Below are 16,793 nucleotides of genomic sequence, written 5' to 3' on the forward strand. Positions count from 1 at the left end.
CGGGCGGGTGCATCCGCCCGACGCACGTGTCAGGGGACGATGACGGCGCGGCCGGGGATGGTGCCCGCAGCCAGCCTCTCGTAGGCCTTCGGTCCCTGGTCGAGACCGAAGGCCTCCACCTCGACCTTGATCTTCCCGGCGCGAGCCAGCTCGATCACTTCGATCAGTTCGGAGCGCGATCCCCAGTAGGGTGCCCGGGCCGAAGCCTCCCACGGCGTCGAGAAGAAGCCGACCTTCACGGCGCCCGGCCCCACACCGACGAGCACGATCTCGCCTCCCACACCGACGAGCCGTGAGGCCAGATCAGTGGTCGGGTCGATACTCACGAAGTCGAACACGACGTCGACCTTCCGACCACCGGTCAGCCCCAGGATCTGCTCCTCCGCACTTTCGTCGGAGGCCACTGCGTGGTGAGCACCGACCTTGCGGGCCAGGGCACGCTTGTCCTCGGAGGTGTCGACGGCGACGACGGTGCATGGAGCCAGGGCCCGCAGCATCTGGATGGCCACATGCCCCAGTCCACCGGCGCCGATCACCACGGCCACCGAGCCGGGGACGAGCTTCGGCAGGGACTTCTTGATGGCGTGGTACGGGGTCAACCCGGCGTCGGTCAACGACACGCTCGCGACGGGATCGAGGTCGCCCAGGGGGACGAGATGTCGCGCATCGTCGACGAGCAGGTAGTCCGCCATGGCACCCGGAGCTCCCAGCCCCGGGGGCTTGATGCCCAGCTCCGCCGCCCTCTCGCAGTAGTTCTCCTCCCCCTTGGAGCAGGGGTAGCACCGACCACAACCCCAGGGCCCGTACACCAGCACCGATTCCCCGATGGTCAGCCCGGTGACACCCGGTCCTACAGCGTCGATGGTCCCTGCCCCCTCGTGCCCTAGCGTGAGCGGAAGACCGTACGTGTACTGGTCCTCAGGCAGGCTCATCAGGAACTCGTCGGAGTGACATACGCCCGCCGCGGTCACCTTCACGAGGACCTGGCCGGGGCCCGGCGTCGGCGTCGGAATGTCGACGAGCTCGGGTGCGGCGCCGATCGTCCGGTACTGAAGTGCTCTCATGGTGCTCCTTTCGTCGGTCGGGGCCCGATCGGTGGTGACGCCGGAGTCCCCCTTGGTCCAGTCATGGGAACGATGCGCAGACGATCCCCCATGGCGTTCCGCGACACCTGGTTCAGGCGGCGTTCGATCGCCTCGGTCTGCAACCAGGAGTCCATACCCTCCCACTGGCTCGCCTGTGCCAGGTCGACGATGATGCACGATTCACGACCCAGCGTGCTGGCTCGGGAGACCACCAGATCGAGGCCGTGGACATTCAGGGGGGTCAGGCATCCTCGGACCACGATGCGGATGCATCCGCTCTCCGCATCGATCTGGACGAGGATCCGCAGTTTCTGCCGTCCCGCCGAGGGATGGACGGCCAGCGCGCGACGTCGTTCCCTGTCGCTCCTGCCCGCATCCTGCTCCTCGCGCTGATCCTCAACGCGCTCGAGGGTGGCAGGAGGCGGTACCGACTGCAGCGGTGTACCAACCCGGTGCGCAGGAGGCGTCATCGATCGAGTGCCTCACCGTTTCGGGTGGACTCGCCACCCCTGTCCGCTGCCACGGCGTCCTGCTGTCGGGCAATACGCTCCTGCCTCCTCGCCGTCAGGAACAACATCTCCTCCGGTGTCAGCCAGTAGTCGCCGTGCTCGTCGAGGCGCAGACACTGACCCGTTCCCGGCCCCCCGGCCGGCACCTGATTGACGTAGAACCGTGGCAGGACGTGTGTTCCAGGATTGTCCAGGAGCCACTGCTGGACGTCGGTGTCGAGCATCGCCCAGATCTCACTGATGCTGGTCATGGTGCGGGTCCCCCTCGTCGAACGTCGATCGAATCGCCGCGAGGGCGATCCACCTCCATCCAATCCCGAGTGGCGTCGGGCAACTAGGGCAGAAAGTCCCCCCGTCCCCCGCGGTCGTGCCCGGATCGGCGCACCAAGTAGTGCGCGGGCTCCGAGCTGTGCGACGCCTCAGCGGACCACGATCACGTTGCCCTTCGCGTGGTGCAGGACCGCGTGGACCGCCGAGCCGAGCCTGGCGCCGATGGTGTTGCGCCCCTTCGCGCCCAGTACCACGCAGGCGCTCCCGCGAGCGTGGTGGACGATCACGCCCGGAACGGACGGATCGGAGAGCGACTCGACGGTCACGCCGAGGTCGCTGTCGGGTGGAAGAAGCCCGAGGGCCTGCTGGATGACGGGGTCCTCAGCCGGCTCGTCGAGCCGCGTGGGCACATTCCGCCCGTAGGCACGGACGTGCAGGATACGCAGTGAGGTCTGGAGGGTCCGTGCCAGGTCCGCAGCTGCCAGCACCGCACGCTCGCTCTCGGGTGAGCCGTCGACGCCGACCAGGACATCCCCCTGCCCGGGGTGCTCATCGCGGATGACCGCGATCGGACACGATGCGCTGGCGGCGAGGTGGAGGCTGACCGAGCCGACGAGCAGTCCGGTGAAGCCTCCAAGGCCTCGCGTGCCGGTGACCACCAGGGAGGCTCCGGTGGAGAGTCGCGTCAGCATCTCCGACGGGAACCCGGCGACCAGCCGCACGCTCGCGTCCACGTCCGGCTCGGTCTGCAGAGCCAGCTCCAGACCCTCGGCGGCCGTCTTCTCCGCTTCTCGCTGGAGACCGCTGTCCTCGATGTACGTCACCGGGCCCAGATTCTGGGTGAACAGGGGCCACACCCAGCAGTGGGCGACGACGAGTGGCAGTCCCGCGGCAACGGTATGCCGTGCGGCCCACTGGACTGCGCGGCGCGAGTCCTCGGAACCGTCGAAGCCCACGATCACGGGCTTCTGGTGCGCGCCTCCGGTACCGGCGCGGTCGCCGCTCACGCCGTCACGTCCGAGGACGGCAGGGCTACGGGCTGCCCCTCGGCGAGCTGCGGAGCGCCGTGGGACACCAGGACCGGGCAGGCGGACCGTTCGGCGACGGCAGAGCTGACGGACCCGAGCAGCAGCCCGGCGAAGCCACCGTGTCCTCGTGAACCCACCACCACCATCGACGCGTGCTTGGATTCCTCGATGAGGATGGCAGCGGGAGAACCCTGGATCGTTCGGCTCTCGAGACCTGCGGGTGGACCGTCGGGGAATGCTTCGACCAGGGCCTGGTCCAGGGCCTTCTGCGACATCTCCTCGTAGTTCCACTCCATCGGCGTGTAGGGGCTGAGCACGAAGGGGTGCTGCCAGGCCGACACGGCGTGGATGACATCGCCGGCGAGCGGTATCAGGCTTGCAGCCAGCTGCAGTGCGGCGACCGATGATGCCGAGCCGTCGACGCCGACGACGATGGTGCGGGGATGCGGTGCAGAATTCGTGGTCATGGTTATCCTTACCTCGGCGTGAACGTACTTCAGTGATGCTCGCCCACTCCCCGGGCCGCCGCTAGGGCCAAAGGGCCCGGTGTGTGACTGGAGGGACCGGGACGTTGGACCCTGTGCACGGCTGACGGGCAGGTCCATCATCGAGAAGGGCATGACCGCGACGCAGACGCTCGGAGCACGACCGACGACGCCTCGCCCGAGGTGGGATGTGGAAGACCGGTCCGGCAGCAGCAGACCGGTTCAGGAGTGGGACATCAGGAATGAGGACGACCAGCGCATGAAAGACGTGACAGTGTTCCTGCTCGACGATCACGAGCTGGTGCGTCTGGGGCTACGGGAACTGCTCGAGGCGCAGGGCTGCGTGATCGTGGGGGAATCCGGCTCCGCGGAGGAAGCCACACGGCGCATTCCCGCCCTCGCTCCGGACATCTCGATTCTCGACGCCCGTCTACCGGACGGCTCCGGTATCGAGGTGTGCAGGGACGTACGCTCGATCGACCCGTCCCTGACCTGCGTCATCCTGACCAGTTACGACGACGACCAGGCACTGCGGGGAGCCGTGCTCGCCGGGGCGTCGGGATACATCCTCAAGGAGATCCTCGGCTCCGATCTCGTCGGCCGGGTGCGCAGGGCCGCCGCTGGTGAGTCCCTCTTCGAACCCGGCATGAAGGACCGGATCATCAAGGGACTGTTCGACGCACCGGCGGAGGATCTCCGCCTGGCCGGTTTGACCACCCAGGAGAAGAAGGTGCTCACCCTGATCGGGGACGGCCTGACGAACCGGGAGATCGGCGCAGCGCTGTTCCTGGCCGAGAAGACCGTGAAGAACTACGTGTCGTCGATCCTGTCGAAGCTCGGCTTCCAGAGCCGTACCCAGGCGGCGGTCTTCGTCTCCCGCTCAGCCTCTCCCCTTCGCTAGCCCCTCAGGGGTACGGCGAAACGGACGACGGTCCCCTCCCCGGGCGCACTGCGGATGTCCAGGTGACCGCCGCACAGCTCGGCCCGACGCCGCATGTTCTCCAATCCTCCCGGCGCCGGCAGGTGCTCGAAGCCACGACCGTCGTCGGCGATCGTCAGTTCCAGCCGCTCCGGCTGGGCCCTGAGCGTCACCGTGATCGATGCAGCGTGGGCGTGCCGCAGCGCGTTCGAGAGCCCCTCGAGGAGGACTGCCCTCACATGCGCCGCGACGGCCTCGTCCACGACGGTGTCCACCGGGCCGGACAGTTGCACCACGGGTTCGAGCTCGTGACCGTCGAAGGCCTCCGCGACCAGGGCGAAGATACTGGACGTGAAGGTGGGCGTGATCTGCGGGACCGACCGCAGTGAATAGATGGTGTCGCGCAGTTCCCTGATCGTCGAGTCGAGCTCCGACGTCACGGCCGTGATCCTGTTCAACGGTTCGCTGTCGGTGAGGTACTTCCGCAGGCTCTGGATGCTGAGGCCGGTGGCGAAGAGGCGCTGGATCACCAGGTCGTGCAGGTCGCGCGCGATGCGGTCACGGTCACCGAAGACCGCCTGCTGCTCGCGACGGCGGTGGGCACCGAGCAACTCGAGCGCCAGGGACACGTGCGAGGTGAAGGATCGCATCATCTCGTGGTCCACGCGGGAGAACGGCGGGCAGGGCGCCGAGCGCCCGAGGAGCAGGAACTGGCGTTCCTCCGTGCCCGTGAGCAGGGTACACATGACTGTGTCGAGCGTTCCCCGAGGGGCACCGGGCAGCAGCCGCGCGGCGTCGTCCGCCGTGAGGAGCAGAGGGTTCGAGCTGCTGGTCAACCCCTCGAGGAGAGCACTCTCCGCGCTCGACCGGCCCAGGAACACCTCGGCGAGCTCGCCTTCCGCCGCCTCGCAGATAAGGCCGCGGTCGTGTCCGAAGTCGCGGAGGATCACCGCGAGGGAGCTGTTCGATGCACTCAGTGCGTGACGGGTCAGGACCTCGAAGTCGTTGCGCGAGGCGTCGTTCTGCTCCAGGAGTTCGCGGGCAGCATCCAGGCCACCCTGCAGCCAGCGCGTCCTGCGGGTCGCCTCGTCGAACAACCGCGAGTTCTCGATGGCGACGCCCGCCGCGGCGGCCAGTGCCACCAGGAGCTGCTCATCGGTGTCCGAGAAGTCGGCGCCCCCGTTCTTCTCGGTCAGATAGAGATTGCCGAAGACGGTCCCGTGGATACGGATGGGAACGCCCAGGAACGAGGTCATCTGGGGGTGATGCTCGGGAACACCCACGGCGCGGGGATGCTGCCGGAGATCGTGCAGTCGCAGCGGGTGCGGCTCGGTGATGAGCAGCCCCAGGACCCCGTGCCCCTCAGGGAGCGGACCGATGCGCCGGATCTCGTCGTCCTGCAGGCCCACGGTGATGAACTGACTGAGCATGCTGTCGGGACCGATGACGCCCAGTGCGCCGAAGCGGGCGTCCACCAACTGGCAGGCCGCCGCCGTCACGCGCTCGAGGACGGTGTCCAGGTCCAGATTGTCGGCCATGGCGCCGAACGCACTCAGGAGATTACCGATTCCCATGGGCGTTCCGGAACCGAAACCCGCGTCCGGGGAGATCAGGGACGGTTGCTCTGCTCGTGATGCCACTGTGCTTCTCCTACCCGATGCTTCCTGGATAGGGCCTCAGGACCCTAGCCGCACCGACAGCACTTTCATAGTGTCACGCTATGGACTCTCAACCCACCTCCACCAGAATTCTTCCGGCCCATGAATGCTGGGCACTCCTTCGCACCGCCCCGTTCGGCCGTCTGGCGTTGTGCGTCGACGACCGGCCGGAGGTCTTCCCCATCAATTTCGTCGTGGACCACGGCAGTCTCGTCTACAGGACCTCCGAGGGCACCAAGTCGTCCGCTGCGGAGAAGGCAGCATCGGCCCTGGAAGCCGACGGCCGGCTGGCTCCCGGGACCACCGAGTGGGGCGGTGACCAGGAGATGATGTGGAGCGTCGTCGTGAAGGGGCACACCTCCACCATCGGCATCACGGCGGAGCTCATGGACACGGTGCAACTACCCCTCCACCCCTGGGAGAGCGGGAGGAAGGACCGCTTCATGCGGCTCGTCCCGGACTCGATCAGCGGGCGTGCGTTCGTCCCGTCCGTCGTCCGTGCCGCTGCATCTCCCGAGCAGGTGGGGCAGTGACCGCCACCCCCGAGCACTCCTCCTGGGGCACGCCCGGTACTCTCCGCGCGTCCGACACGCTGCCGCCCTCGGAGTGCTGGGCACTCGCGAGCACCCGGTCGACGGGACGCCTGGGCTTCTTCCGGGACGGCCTGCTCGACATCTACCCCGTGCACTACGTGGTGCTGGACGAACGCATCTACTTCCGGACCTCTGCCGACGGGACCATCGCCACCAGCGATCTGGGCCGGGCAGCTTTCCAGATCGACCAGGTGAACAGGGAGACACACAGCGGCTGGAGCATCCTGGCGAACGGCTCTGCCACCCGTGTGGAGGAACCTGCCCTGCTGACGACGCTCTGGGGCAAGGCCATCGAGGAACCGTGGGCTCCCGGACAGCGGGACCTCTTCTTCTGCCTCGCCCCCACGCAGCTTCGTGGACTCCGGGTCAGTACCGCACACTGAGGGAGGGCCGGGCATTCACGTTCGTCGAGGTGTTCCAGCTGACCCTGCGTCCGTCTGCGTGCCCGAGGTACACGCAGGAGAGGCCCGGTCTGCGGCCATCCGCGGACCGGGCCCCTCCCTGCTCTCCTGAGTCGCCTCTCACGAGCCGATAGGAACCTCCTAGAAGTCCCAGTCCTCGTCCTCGGTGTTCACGGCCTTGCCGATGACGTAGCTGGAACCGGAACCGGAGAAGAAGTCGTGGTTCTCATCGGCGTTCGGCGACAGCGCCGAGAGGATCGCTGGGTTCACGTCGGTGACCGACGACGGGAACATCGCCTCGTAGCCCAGGTTCATCAGCGCCTTGTTGGCGTTGTAGTGCAGGAACTTCTTGACGTCCTCCGCCAGGCCCACGGAGTCGTACAGATCGTGGGTGTACTGGACCTCGTTCTCGTACAGCTCGAAGAGGAGCTCGAAGGCGTAGTCCTTGATCTCCTGACGGCGCTCCGGCGTCGCACTCTCCAGACCGCGCTGGAACTTGTACCCGATGTAGTAGCCGTGCACGGCCTCGTCACGGATGATCAGGCGGATCAGATCCGCGGTGTTCGTCAGCTTGGCCCGTGAGGACCAGTACATGGGCAGGTAGAAGCCCGAGTAGAACAGGAAGGACTCCAGCAGCGTCGAGGCTACCTTCCGCTTCAGCGGATCGTCACCCCGGTAGTAGTCGGTGACGATGTGCGCCTTCTTCTGCAGGTTCACGTTTTCGGTGGACCAGCGGAACGCCTCGTCGATCTCCTTGGTAGAGGCCAGCGTGGAGAAGATCGACGAGTAGCTCTTGGCGTGCACGGACTCCATGAACGCGATGTTCGTGAGGACGGCCTCCTCGTGCTGCGTGATCGCGTCCGGGATGAGGCTGACGGCGCCCACGGTGGCCTGCACGGTGTCGAGCAGCGTCAGACCCGTGAACACCCGCATGGTGAGCTGCTGCTCATCCGGCGTCAGCGTGGCCCACGACTGCACGTCGTTGGACAGCGGCACCTTCTCGGGCAGCCAGAAGTTGTTCACCAGGCGATTCCAGACCTCGACGTCCTTGTCGTCCTGGATACGGTTCCAGTTGATGGCCTGGACCTGGTCTACGAGCTTCAGCTTCTCGCTCATGGGGGTGTTCCTTCTCTGCGTGGGTACTGCCTGGTGTGCCGGAAGCCCGGCCGGGCTGACTGCCCGACCGGACCGATCTAGTTGCCTACAGCATGCAACTGACGCAACCCTCGACCTCCGTCCCTTCCAGCGCGAGCTGGCGGAGACGGATGTAGTAGATGGTCTTGATGCCCTTGCGCCAGGCATAGATCTGGGCCTTGTTGATCTCCCGCGTGGTGGCGGTGTCCTTGAAGAACAGCGTCAGCGACAGGCCCTGGTCGACGTGCTGCGTGGCAGCCGCGTAGGTGTCGATGATCTTCTCGAAGCCGATCTCGTACGCGTCCTGGTAGAACTCCAGGTTGTCGTTGGTGAGGTACGGCGCCGGGTAGTACACGCGGCCCAGCTTGCCCTCCTTGCGGATCTCAATCTTCGACGCCACCGGGTGGATGGACGACGTCGAGTTGTTGATGTACGAGATGGATCCGGTCGGCGGCACGGCCTGCAGGTTCTGGTTGTAGATGCCGTGCTCCATGACGGAGGCCTTCAGCGCACGCCAGTCCTCCTGCGTGGGGATGTGCACGTCTGCGAACAGCTCACGCACGCGCGCCGTCGCCGGCTCCCACACCTGGTCGGTGTACTTGTCGAAGAACTCGCCGCTGGCGTACTTGGACCTCTCGAAGCCGGCGAAGGTGGTACCGGTCTCGATCGCCATCAGGTTCGACGCCCGGATGCAGTGGTACACCACGGAGTAGAAGTAGATGTTGGTGAAGTCCAGCCCTTCCTCGGAGCCGTAGTGCACGCGCTCCCGGGCCAGGTAGCCGTGCAGGTTCATCTGGCCGAGGCCGATGGCGTGCGAGGCGTCGTTGCCCTTCGCGATCGAGGGCACCGAGTTGATGTGGCTCATGTCGGAGACGGCGGACAGCGTCCGGATGGACGTCTCGATGGTCCGGCCGAAGTCCGGCGAATCCATGGTCTTCGCGATGTTCAGCGACCCGAGGTTGCACGAGATGTCCTTGCCGGTGCTCTCGTAGGACAGGTCCTCGTTGTACGTGGTGGGCTCGGAGACCTGGAGGATCTCGGAGCACAGGTTGCTCATGATGATCTTGCCGTCGATCGGGTTGGCCCGGTTCACGGTGTCCTCGAACATGATGTACGGGTAGCCGGACTCGAACTGGATCTCCGCGAGGGTCTGGAAGAACTCACGCGCCTTGATCTTGGTCTTCTTGATGCGGGCGTCGTCCACCATCTCGTAGTACTTCTCGGTCACCGAGATGTCGGAGAACGGCATGCCGTACACCTTCTCGACGTCGAACGGCGAGAACAGGTACATGTCCTCGTCGCGCTTGGCGAGCTCGAAGGTGATGTCGGGGACCACGACGCCGAGGGAGAGCGTCTTGATGCGGATCTTCTCGTCCGCGTTCTCCCGCTTGGTGTCGAGGAAGCGGTTGATGTCGGGGTGGTGGGCATGCAGGTACACCGCGCCGGCACCCTGGCGTGCGCCGAGCTGGTTCGCGTAGGAGAAGCTGTCCTCGAGGAGCTTCATCACGGGGATGACGCCGGAGGACTGGTTCTCGATCTGCTTGATCGGCGCGCCGACCTCGCGGATGTTGGTCAGGGCGAATGCGACGCCACCGCCGCGCTTGGAGAGCTGCAGGGCGGAGTTGATGGAGCGCCCGATCGACTCCATGTTGTCCTCGATACGGAGCAGGAAGCAGGAGACCAGCTCGCCGCGCTGGCGCTTGCCGGCGTTGAGGAAGGTGGGCGTGGCCGGCTGGAAGCGACCGTCGATGATCTCCTCGACCATCTGCTCGGCGAGCTGTTCGTTGCCGCGCGCCAGGTGCAGGGCGACCATGCACACGCGGTCCTCGTAGCGTTCGAGGTAGCGCTTCCCGTCGAAGGTCTTCAGCGTGTACGAGGTGTAGAACTTGAACGCGCCGAGGAACGTCTCGAAGCGGAACTTCTTGGCGTAGGCACGCTTGTAGAGGTCCCGGACGAAGTTCATCGTGTACTGGTCGAGCGTCTCGCGCTCGTAGTACTCGTTCTTGACGAGGTAGTCCAGCTTCTCCTCGAGATCGTGGAAGAAGACGGTGTTGTTGTTCACGTGCTGCAGGAAGTACTGGTGTGCGGCCTCGCGGTCGGCCTCGAACTGGATCTCGCCGTCGGGCCCGTACAGATTGAGCATGGCGTTGAGCTCGTGGTATCCCATGTCCTTGAAGCGGGCCGCCGTCGCGGCGGGTGCTCCTGTCTCGGTCTCTACAACACTCATGTCCAGAACTCTTCCAATCCTTGTGTGACTCGGTCCACGTCCTCGGACGTGCCCATGACTTCAAATCTGTACAGTACGGGGACGTCGCACTTGGCGGCGACGACGTCGGCGGCGAGACAGTAGGTCTCCCCGAAGTTGGTGTTGCCGGCGCCGATGACGCCCCTCAGGAGGCTCCGGTTCCGCTCGACGTTCAGGAACTTCACCACCTGGCGCGGCACGGCTCCCTTGCCGGTGATCCCGCCGTACGTCGGCAGCACGAGCACGTAGGGTCGCGTGGCCCGCAGCGTGGGGTCCTTGGTGAGCAGCGGCATGCGGGCTGCCTCGATGCCCAGCTTCCCGACGAACCGGTGGGTGTTGTCCGAGACCGACGAGAAGTAGATGAGCGGGGCTTCCGTGAACGGGCCCTCCGTCGTGCCGGTGTGGTCCGGAGCGGCGGAGACCCTGCGCTCGTCCATCGTGGTACCGGTCATGACCGACGCCTCCCGGCGGTTCCCCGGGGGGAACCGGTCAGGCCACCGAGCTGACGGCGGAGTCGGCGATCGACTGGATCTTGTCGGGGCGGAATCCCGACCAGTGGTCGTTGTCCGTGACGACGACGGGGGCCTGCATGTACCCCATGGACCGCAGTCGCTCGAGTGCGGCGGGATCCTGCGAGATATCGACGCTCTGGTAGGCGATGCCCTTCTTGTCCAGTGCCCGATAGGTGGCATTGCACTGCACGCACGCTGGCTTCGTGTACACCGTGACTGTCATGTCCTGGTCCCCTTTTTCTCTACTGCTGAATCTTGTGCTGACTGGTTCTTCGTGCTGGGTCCTGCGTCGACAGAGGGCTGGTGTACTTCGTGATGCACGGCCCGGAAACGAGGGGAATCCTGGGATTCCCGCGCCCCCCGGCCTCTGTTCGTCCAGCGGCTGGTTCTGTACTTCGATACTACATCTAGTGCACGTTGGTGGCGTGAACCCCTAGATGATGTATTACAAGTATGTCATTTACACCGGGGGTCGTCCACACGATGTCCACAGACCGGGGTCCCCGCGAAGCCCGGGAATGAGCCGTTCCGGGCCCTCGCGGTCACCTCCGCCCACACCCTGTGGAGTACTTCCCCCACAGGAAAAAAGTGTCCGTGTCGCACTTCCACGGCGTGTCGCGGACGACGTCCGGGGGGTCGCATCGCCCCTCCCACGGCCCGGCGCGGGTAGGCTCGATGGGGCCCGGGACGGAACACGGCACGGAGCCCGTCAGCACTCGGAGTTCCGGCACGGTGGAGAGGATCCGATGGTCAATCCGACCCATCTGCGCACCCTGCTCGAGGTGATCCGGCACGGGTCCTTCAGCGCCGCCGCGACGAGCCTCGGCTACACGGCGTCGGCGGTCTCGCAGCAGATGTCCGCCCTGGAACGCGACACCGGCGCCACGCTCTTCACCCGGGCCGCGAGGAGCGCCGTCCCGACCGACGCAGCGCTCGCCCTGTCCCGGCACGCGGCGAAGGTCCTGACCGACATCGATGCGCTCCTCGCCTCGACGGCCCGCGCCCACTCGGGGACCACGCGCGAGCTGCGCCTGGGGATCTTTCCCAGCCTCGCGACCTTCGCCCTCCCCCGCCTCCTGCGCCAACCCGAGTGGCAGCGCCTCGGGATCACCCTCCGCCTCTTCGTGGGGGAACCGGCCCACACCATCCAGGGCCTGCGGACCGGCGGCGACCTGGACCTGGCCCTCGTCTACCAGGTGGGCCAGGCAGGGCTCGCGTGGCCGTCCACGCTCAGCAGGGAGTGGATCGGCGACGACGACTTCCGCGTCATCCTGCCCGCGAGCTGGGGGATCCGCAGCGGGTCACGCGTGAGTGCCGATCAGCTCGCCGACATGCCGTGGATCATGCACCATCCCGGCACCGCCGATGCCACGGTGATCGAACGCCTCTTCGCGAGCTGCAGTCTGCATCCGCGCATCTCGGCCTACTGCGACGACTTCAACGCGAGCCTCGAGCTCACGTCCGCCGGGCTGGGCGCCGCCCTCGTCCCGGAGCTCGCCATGGTGAACAGGCCCGAGGGCATCGTGGTCCTGGACGTCCCGGAGATCAGGCTGGCCCGCAGCATCTTTGCCCTGCGCACGGGAGACGCCGACGACGCGCGGGTCAGGCTCTTCATGGGCCAGCTGGCGGACATCCTGCGCAGCCACAGCATCGGCCCACGCCACACCGCCGCCCCGTAGGACGCCCGGTAGCCCACCGTCCAGCCCACGCGCACCGGCGCTACATGGATGCTGCGAGGCCCGCTTCGGGCGGGCGCTCCAGCTCCAGGGCGTCCAGGACGGCGAGCGCCGCAGCATGCTCGTTGAACGTGTAGAGGTGCACACCCGGGGCGCCCTCGTCGAGGGCCGCCCGCGCGAGCTCGACGGTCGCCGCGACGCCGATGCTGCGGCGGTCCTCGTCGGAGGCGGCGTCGTCGAGCCGTGCCCGGAAGGCGTCGTCGACGTCGATGCCCGCCAGGCTGCCCAGCTTCGTCAGTCGGCGGGAGCTGGTCATGGGCATGACGCCGGGGATGATCGGGATGGTGACGCCGGCCCGTTCCGCCCGGCTGACCAGCTTCGAGTAGTCCGAGGCGTGGAAGAACACCTGGGTGATGGCGAAGTCGGCCCCGGCGGCCTCCTTGGCGAGCAGCACCTCGACGTCCTTCTCCACGCTGGGAGAGTCGGGATGGCGGGTCGCGTAGGCGGCGACGCCGATCGAGACCCGGCCGGCCGCGAGCTGGGCGGTGCGCTGTGCCTCCACGTCGCGGATCAGCCGGACGAGCTCGTCGGCGTGCTCCACGTCCCCGGACCCGGGCTCCACGCCGTCGGGGGCGTCACCGCGCAGCGCGAGGATGCCGCGGACCCCTCCGCCGAGCAGCCGCTCGATGATCCCGACGAGTTCGGCCCGGCTGCTCCCGACGCTCGTCAGATGGGCCAGCGGCTTCAGCGTGGTCTCGGTCAGCAGCCGTCGCAGGAGGTCGATCGCCGTCTCCCGGTTGCTTCCCGCAGCACCGTAGGTGACCGAGACGAAATCCGGGCGCGTGGCCTCCAGCCGACGGATGGTGGCCCACAGGGGGCCCTCGGCCTCGGCGTTGCGCGGCGGATACAGCTCGTAGGAGAGCGCCGGATACGTCCTGGGCGTCATCTGAGGTCCTTCGGGCAGGGTCAGCGGGTCTCCTCGGGTTCCCCGGCGGAGCGGGTCTCGCTGACGATGACTCCCAGCTTCTCGAGCTCCTCCGACATTCCTGCGCCATCGGGAGCGTAGATCCACGGGACTCCCGGTGTGGACCGGACACCGGACTTGGAGCGGCCACCGGCGAGGACGGCCTCGCCGACGGACAGCTGCCGGATGGCGATCGCCCGGACGTTCTCTGGGTGGCGCTCGGCGAACTCGGAGTAGATGGCCTCGTCGTGCTGGCCGTCGTCGCCCACCAGCAGCCACCGGACACCCGGGAACTCCTCGGCGAGCCGCTCGAGGGCCGACCGTTTGTGCTGCTGGCCGCTGCGGAACCAGCGGTCGCGCGTGGGACCCCAGTCCGTGAGGAGCTTGGGGCCCGCAGGGTACAGATTGCGGGAGAGGAACCTCGACAGGGCCGGCGCCACGTTCCAGGCACCGGTGGAGAGGTAGAGGACCGGGGCCGACGGCATGGTGCGGACGATCCGCTCGTAGAGCACGGCCATCCCCGGGGTGGGGGTCCGGGCGTGTTCGTCGAGGACGAAGGTGTTCCAGGCAGCCAGGAACGGCCGGGGAAGCGCTGTCACCATGACGGTGTCGTCGATGTCCGACACGACGCCGAACTCCGCACGGTCGGACACGATACGTACCGGCGCCTCCACGGACCGGGATTCCCCGGACTGCATGGAGACCGTGTGCCACCCCGCCTCCAGGGCCACCTGGATACGGGCGTCGACCACGCCGCCGTGGTCCGCCTCGACCTCGTGCACGGAGTCGCCGATGGTCACCCGCACGACGGCGTCGGCCACCGGCGGGCTCGTGAAGTTCCGCCAGCCGCGGATGCCCTCCTGCAGCGGTCTGAGCGGTCCCTCCTCGGGGCCGCGCTCGCTGTCCCTCGGGTCGCTGAGGACCACGCGCGCCAGCACCCGAACCCACGACGTCGTGCCGTACCCGGTGTACGGGATGACGGTCTCCGTCCGTCCCAGGCGGAGGGCGCGACGCGTCTGGAACCCGAGCCAGGCATCGTCGAGGCGCAGCGCGATGTTGCCGGCTCCCGACTCGGAGGCCGGCGCGTCCGGGGTGGGACGGGCGGGCCGGAGGAAGGACAGGGCATGACGGAGGCGCATGGTCCCCAGTCTTCCACGCGGCCCGGGTGGTCGGGAGGCCGATCCTCCGAGCCCGGCGACCTGCCCCGGCCCGGCCCGGCGCATGACACACTCGGGCTCATGGAGGCAGTCATCCTGGCGTGGGACCCCGACCGGCCGGTCTGGGCCGGGAGTCATGCCGCGGCGGTGCGGACCGTGCAGGCCGACGGTCTGCTCCGGCAGCTGTGGGCGTTCCCCTCGGCGCTGCAGCCGGCTCCGGAGCTGGACGTCTGGCTCGTGATCCTCGGTACCCGATCCGCGATGTGCGGGCTCGGCGGGCACGGCACCGTGGGCTGGGTCGGCGCCGTGGTAGCTGACGCGACGACCGTCCAGGTCGCGGTCGACGTCGACCACCTGCTCCCCCTCGGCGATCAGGTGGCCCTGGCCCGACTCGTGGAGCACCTGCCGGAGCTTCGATTGGAGGAGGGGGTGCAGCCGGTGGATCGAGGGGCGGCGCGCACGCTGCGCAGGCTCTGGGCCGGGGCCGCGCAGCCGGAGCGGGGAGCACTGGAACCCACCCCGGGGTCCCTGCCGTCGCGCGCCGTCCGGCGCGTCCTGGCGAACAGGTACGAGCAGGATCCGCAGCTGCGGCGCACGGTCCTGGCGCTCCGCGGGTCGGCATGCCATGCGTGCGGGCTCGACATGGAGCAGCGCTACGGCACCGTGGCCCGCGATCTGGTCCAGGTACACCACCTGACGCCGCCGGGCTTCGTCGATGCCGACCACGAGGTCGATCCGCTGAGCGATCTGGTCCCCCTCTGTGGCAGCTGCCACGTGGTGGCACACAGCCGCTGGCCCGACCCCTACTCCGTCGAGGAGATCAGGCTGCTGCTGCGCGAGCACGGCTTCCTGCGCGGGAGCACCCTCACGGACTCACAGCTCATGGCGCAGGCCGATGCGGCCCGCCTCCTCGGACCCCCGGAGGGGGATCAGCGCACGGGCCGATGATGCTGCCGTCGCGGGGCCGGCCGCATGACACTATGGAGCGGTACGTCTGACGCTCGAACACGGTCTGGAGACTGGGACATCATGGGAAGAAAGTGGACCCGGGCCATGGCCGCTACGGCCATCGTCACGGGCGCAGGTCTGTCGTTCGGTGCGCCCGGCGCCCTGGCCGTCGATGACACGGCCACCCGTCCGACGACGCCTTCGCAGCAGGCGACCGTCGATCCCGAGACCGATCCCGGTACCGAGGTACAGCTGACGGAGGAGACCGACGACGACAAGGGCACGATACCCGGCGATGGCCGGACGGCGTCGACGAAGTCACCAGGGGCCGAAGAGCCCTCTCCCAGCCCGGCCCCGACGAAGACACCCACTTCCGACCCGACGACGCCTCCCCCACCTCCTCCGGCCCCTGCGCCCGCACCAGCTCCTGCACCTGCACCGATACCTGCCCCGCCCGCGCCCGTCCCCGTCCCCGCGCCGGCCCCGCAGCCGATCGCACCACTCGTTCTGCCTCCGGCGCCCGCCCCCGTGCCCGCTCCTGTGCCCGTCCCGATACCTGCTCCTGCACCGGTGCCGGTCTTGCCGGTGGTGCCGGTGCAGCCCGAGCCCGCTCCGACCCCCTCCGCCACGAAGACACCGAGAGCGACGAAGACGCCGACACCCTCGCCGTCGGCCAGTACGAGCCCCGAGCCCTCACCCACCGCGAGCGCCACTGCGGAGCCCGTGTCACTCGAACCCACCACGTCCCGGTCGGGTCCGAATGTCCCCCTCCTCGCCGTGCTGTCCGTCGTGATCGTCGGGTGCGTCGCGGGACTCGTCAGGCTGTTCGGCCTGCCCGGGAGCCGAACCTCGCTCTGAGCCCAATCGTGACCTGTTCGATACGTGTCGCCGCCGCTCCCCCGCCGCGCGGGTCCGACACTTGGAGCATGGCGCTCATGGGGATCTCAAGGACACGACCGACGCAGTGGCTCAAGGACAATCGGAGGGCCCTGCCATCGGTGGGCGCACTCCTCGGGGTGGCGGTCTTCTGGATCGTGGGGGCGGTCGGCGGGATCGGTTTCCTCCGTGATGCCAGTTCCGCCATGGTGATGCTGACGGGCCTGTACACGATGCTGGTGGCGGTCGCGGCGTCGATCATCATCGCCGTCCTGGCGCTGACGGATCTGATCCAGCGCTACGGGCCGCGCACCCGTCCCTGACCGCCACACC

General features: G+C 67.7%; 17 protein-coding genes and 1 pseudogene. 6 read left to right on the forward strand and 12 right to left on the reverse strand.

Annotated features, from left to right (window positions below):
* Positions 1-29: 29 nt before the first annotated feature.
* The 5 genes from Q0747_RS06400 to Q0747_RS06420 all read right to left on the reverse strand — a co-directional run bounded on the left by Q0747_RS06400 (position 30) and on the right by Q0747_RS06420 (position 3,359).
* Positions 30-1,064 carry an NAD(P)-dependent alcohol dehydrogenase gene (locus tag Q0747_RS06400; protein ID WP_298252735.1) on the reverse strand — a complete coding sequence of 345 codons (1,035 nt, stop codon included), beginning with the start codon at positions 1,062-1,064 and terminating at the stop codon, positions 30-32.
* Positions 1,061-1,555 (reverse strand): hypothetical protein, encoded by a 495-nt coding sequence (locus Q0747_RS06405; RefSeq protein WP_298252737.1) that lies wholly within the window; start codon positions 1,553-1,555, stop codon positions 1,061-1,063. The genes Q0747_RS06400 and Q0747_RS06405 overlap by 4 nt, the downstream gene beginning before the upstream one ends.
* Positions 1,552-1,845 (reverse strand): hypothetical protein, encoded by a 294-nt coding sequence (locus Q0747_RS06410; protein WP_298252739.1) that lies wholly within the window; start codon positions 1,843-1,845, stop codon positions 1,552-1,554. The genes Q0747_RS06405 and Q0747_RS06410 overlap by 4 nt, the downstream gene beginning before the upstream one ends.
* A gap of 168 nt (positions 1,846-2,013) precedes the next feature.
* Complete coding sequence (locus Q0747_RS06415) at positions 2,014-2,871, reverse strand: universal stress protein (RefSeq protein WP_298252741.1); 858 nt, start codon at positions 2,869-2,871, stop codon at positions 2,014-2,016.
* Positions 2,868-3,359: a universal stress protein gene (locus Q0747_RS06420; RefSeq protein ID WP_298252743.1), complete on the reverse strand. Its 492-nt coding sequence runs from the start codon at positions 3,357-3,359 to the stop codon at positions 2,868-2,870. Before Q0747_RS06420 ends, Q0747_RS06415 begins: the two co-directional genes overlap by 4 nt.
* 277 nt (positions 3,360-3,636) lie before the next feature.
* Between Q0747_RS06420 and Q0747_RS06425 the strand changes: the two genes are divergently transcribed.
* Positions 3,637-4,278, forward strand: coding sequence for a response regulator transcription factor (locus tag Q0747_RS06425; RefSeq protein WP_298252744.1), 642 nt, complete (start codon positions 3,637-3,639; stop codon positions 4,276-4,278).
* Here the strand turns inward: Q0747_RS06425 and Q0747_RS06430 are convergent.
* Positions 4,275-5,936: a GAF domain-containing protein gene (locus tag Q0747_RS06430; RefSeq protein ID WP_298252746.1), complete on the reverse strand. Its 1,662-nt coding sequence runs from the start codon at positions 5,934-5,936 to the stop codon at positions 4,275-4,277. The genes Q0747_RS06425 and Q0747_RS06430 overlap by 4 nt on opposite strands.
* An 80-nt stretch (positions 5,937-6,016) precedes the next feature.
* Here Q0747_RS06430 and Q0747_RS06435 point away from each other — a divergent pair, with 80 nt between their 5' ends.
* Entirely contained in the window at positions 6,017-6,487 is a 471-nt protein-coding gene (locus tag Q0747_RS06435) for a pyridoxamine 5'-phosphate oxidase family protein (protein WP_298252748.1), read from the forward strand.
* Positions 6,484-6,930, forward strand: coding sequence for a pyridoxamine 5'-phosphate oxidase family protein (locus Q0747_RS06440; protein WP_298252750.1), 447 nt, complete (start codon positions 6,484-6,486; stop codon positions 6,928-6,930). The genes Q0747_RS06435 and Q0747_RS06440 overlap by 4 nt, the downstream gene beginning before the upstream one ends.
* A gap of 159 nt (positions 6,931-7,089) precedes the next feature.
* Here the strand turns inward: Q0747_RS06440 and nrdF are convergent.
* From nrdF to nrdH, 4 genes and pseudogenes are all read right to left on the reverse strand, one after another.
* A pseudogene (gene nrdF, locus Q0747_RS06445) lies at positions 7,090-8,070 on the reverse strand (class 1b ribonucleoside-diphosphate reductase subunit beta); the annotation flags it as partial.
* 79 nt (positions 8,071-8,149) lie between these two features.
* Positions 8,150-10,309, reverse strand: a complete 2,160-nt coding sequence (gene nrdE, locus Q0747_RS06450; RefSeq protein ID WP_298252752.1) for a class 1b ribonucleoside-diphosphate reductase subunit alpha — start codon at positions 10,307-10,309, stop codon at positions 8,150-8,152.
* A complete protein-coding gene (gene nrdI / locus Q0747_RS06455) occupies positions 10,306-10,764 on the reverse strand; it encodes a class Ib ribonucleoside-diphosphate reductase assembly flavoprotein NrdI (RefSeq protein WP_298253061.1) in 459 nt (152 codons plus the stop codon). The genes nrdE and nrdI overlap by 4 nt, the downstream gene beginning before the upstream one ends.
* A 52-nt stretch (positions 10,765-10,816) precedes the next feature.
* Positions 10,817-11,062, reverse strand: a complete 246-nt coding sequence (gene nrdH, locus Q0747_RS06460; RefSeq protein WP_298252754.1) for a glutaredoxin-like protein NrdH — start codon at positions 11,060-11,062, stop codon at positions 10,817-10,819.
* Positions 11,063-11,585: 523 nt separating this feature from the next.
* Between nrdH and Q0747_RS06465 the strand changes: the two genes are divergently transcribed.
* Positions 11,586-12,518 carry a LysR family transcriptional regulator gene (locus Q0747_RS06465; RefSeq protein ID WP_298252756.1) on the forward strand — a complete coding sequence of 311 codons (933 nt, stop codon included), beginning with the start codon at positions 11,586-11,588 and terminating at the stop codon, positions 12,516-12,518.
* A 40-nt stretch (positions 12,519-12,558) separates the two neighbouring features.
* On the opposite strand, the gene Q0747_RS06470 is transcribed toward Q0747_RS06465, so the two are convergent.
* Together Q0747_RS06470 and Q0747_RS06475 are read right to left on the reverse strand one after the other, a co-directional pair.
* Complete coding sequence (locus Q0747_RS06470; RefSeq protein ID WP_298252759.1) at positions 12,559-13,461, reverse strand: methylenetetrahydrofolate reductase; 903 nt, start codon at positions 13,459-13,461, stop codon at positions 12,559-12,561.
* Between the two features lie 20 nt (positions 13,462-13,481).
* On the reverse strand, positions 13,482-14,618 hold the full coding sequence (locus Q0747_RS06475) for an App1 family protein (RefSeq protein ID WP_298252762.1): 1,137 nt from the start codon (positions 14,616-14,618) through the stop codon (positions 13,482-13,484).
* Positions 14,619-14,717: 99 nt separating this feature from the next.
* Between Q0747_RS06475 and Q0747_RS06480 the strand changes: the two genes are divergently transcribed.
* Together Q0747_RS06480 and Q0747_RS06485 are read left to right on the forward strand one after the other, a co-directional pair.
* The gene (locus Q0747_RS06480; RefSeq protein ID WP_298252775.1) at positions 14,718-15,584 is read left to right on the forward strand and encodes a hypothetical protein; all 867 of its coding nucleotides are present in this window, start codon (positions 14,718-14,720) and stop codon (positions 15,582-15,584) included.
* A 935-nt stretch (positions 15,585-16,519) separates the two neighbouring features.
* Positions 16,520-16,783, forward strand: a complete 264-nt coding sequence (locus Q0747_RS06485) for a hypothetical protein (protein ID WP_298252777.1) — start codon at positions 16,520-16,522, stop codon at positions 16,781-16,783.
* Positions 16,784-16,793 lie beyond the last annotated feature (10 nt).

The sequence above is a fragment of the uncultured Arthrobacter sp. genome (assembly GCF_947493765.1).
Taxonomy (GTDB): domain Bacteria; phylum Actinomycetota; class Actinomycetes; order Actinomycetales; family Micrococcaceae; genus Arthrobacter_D.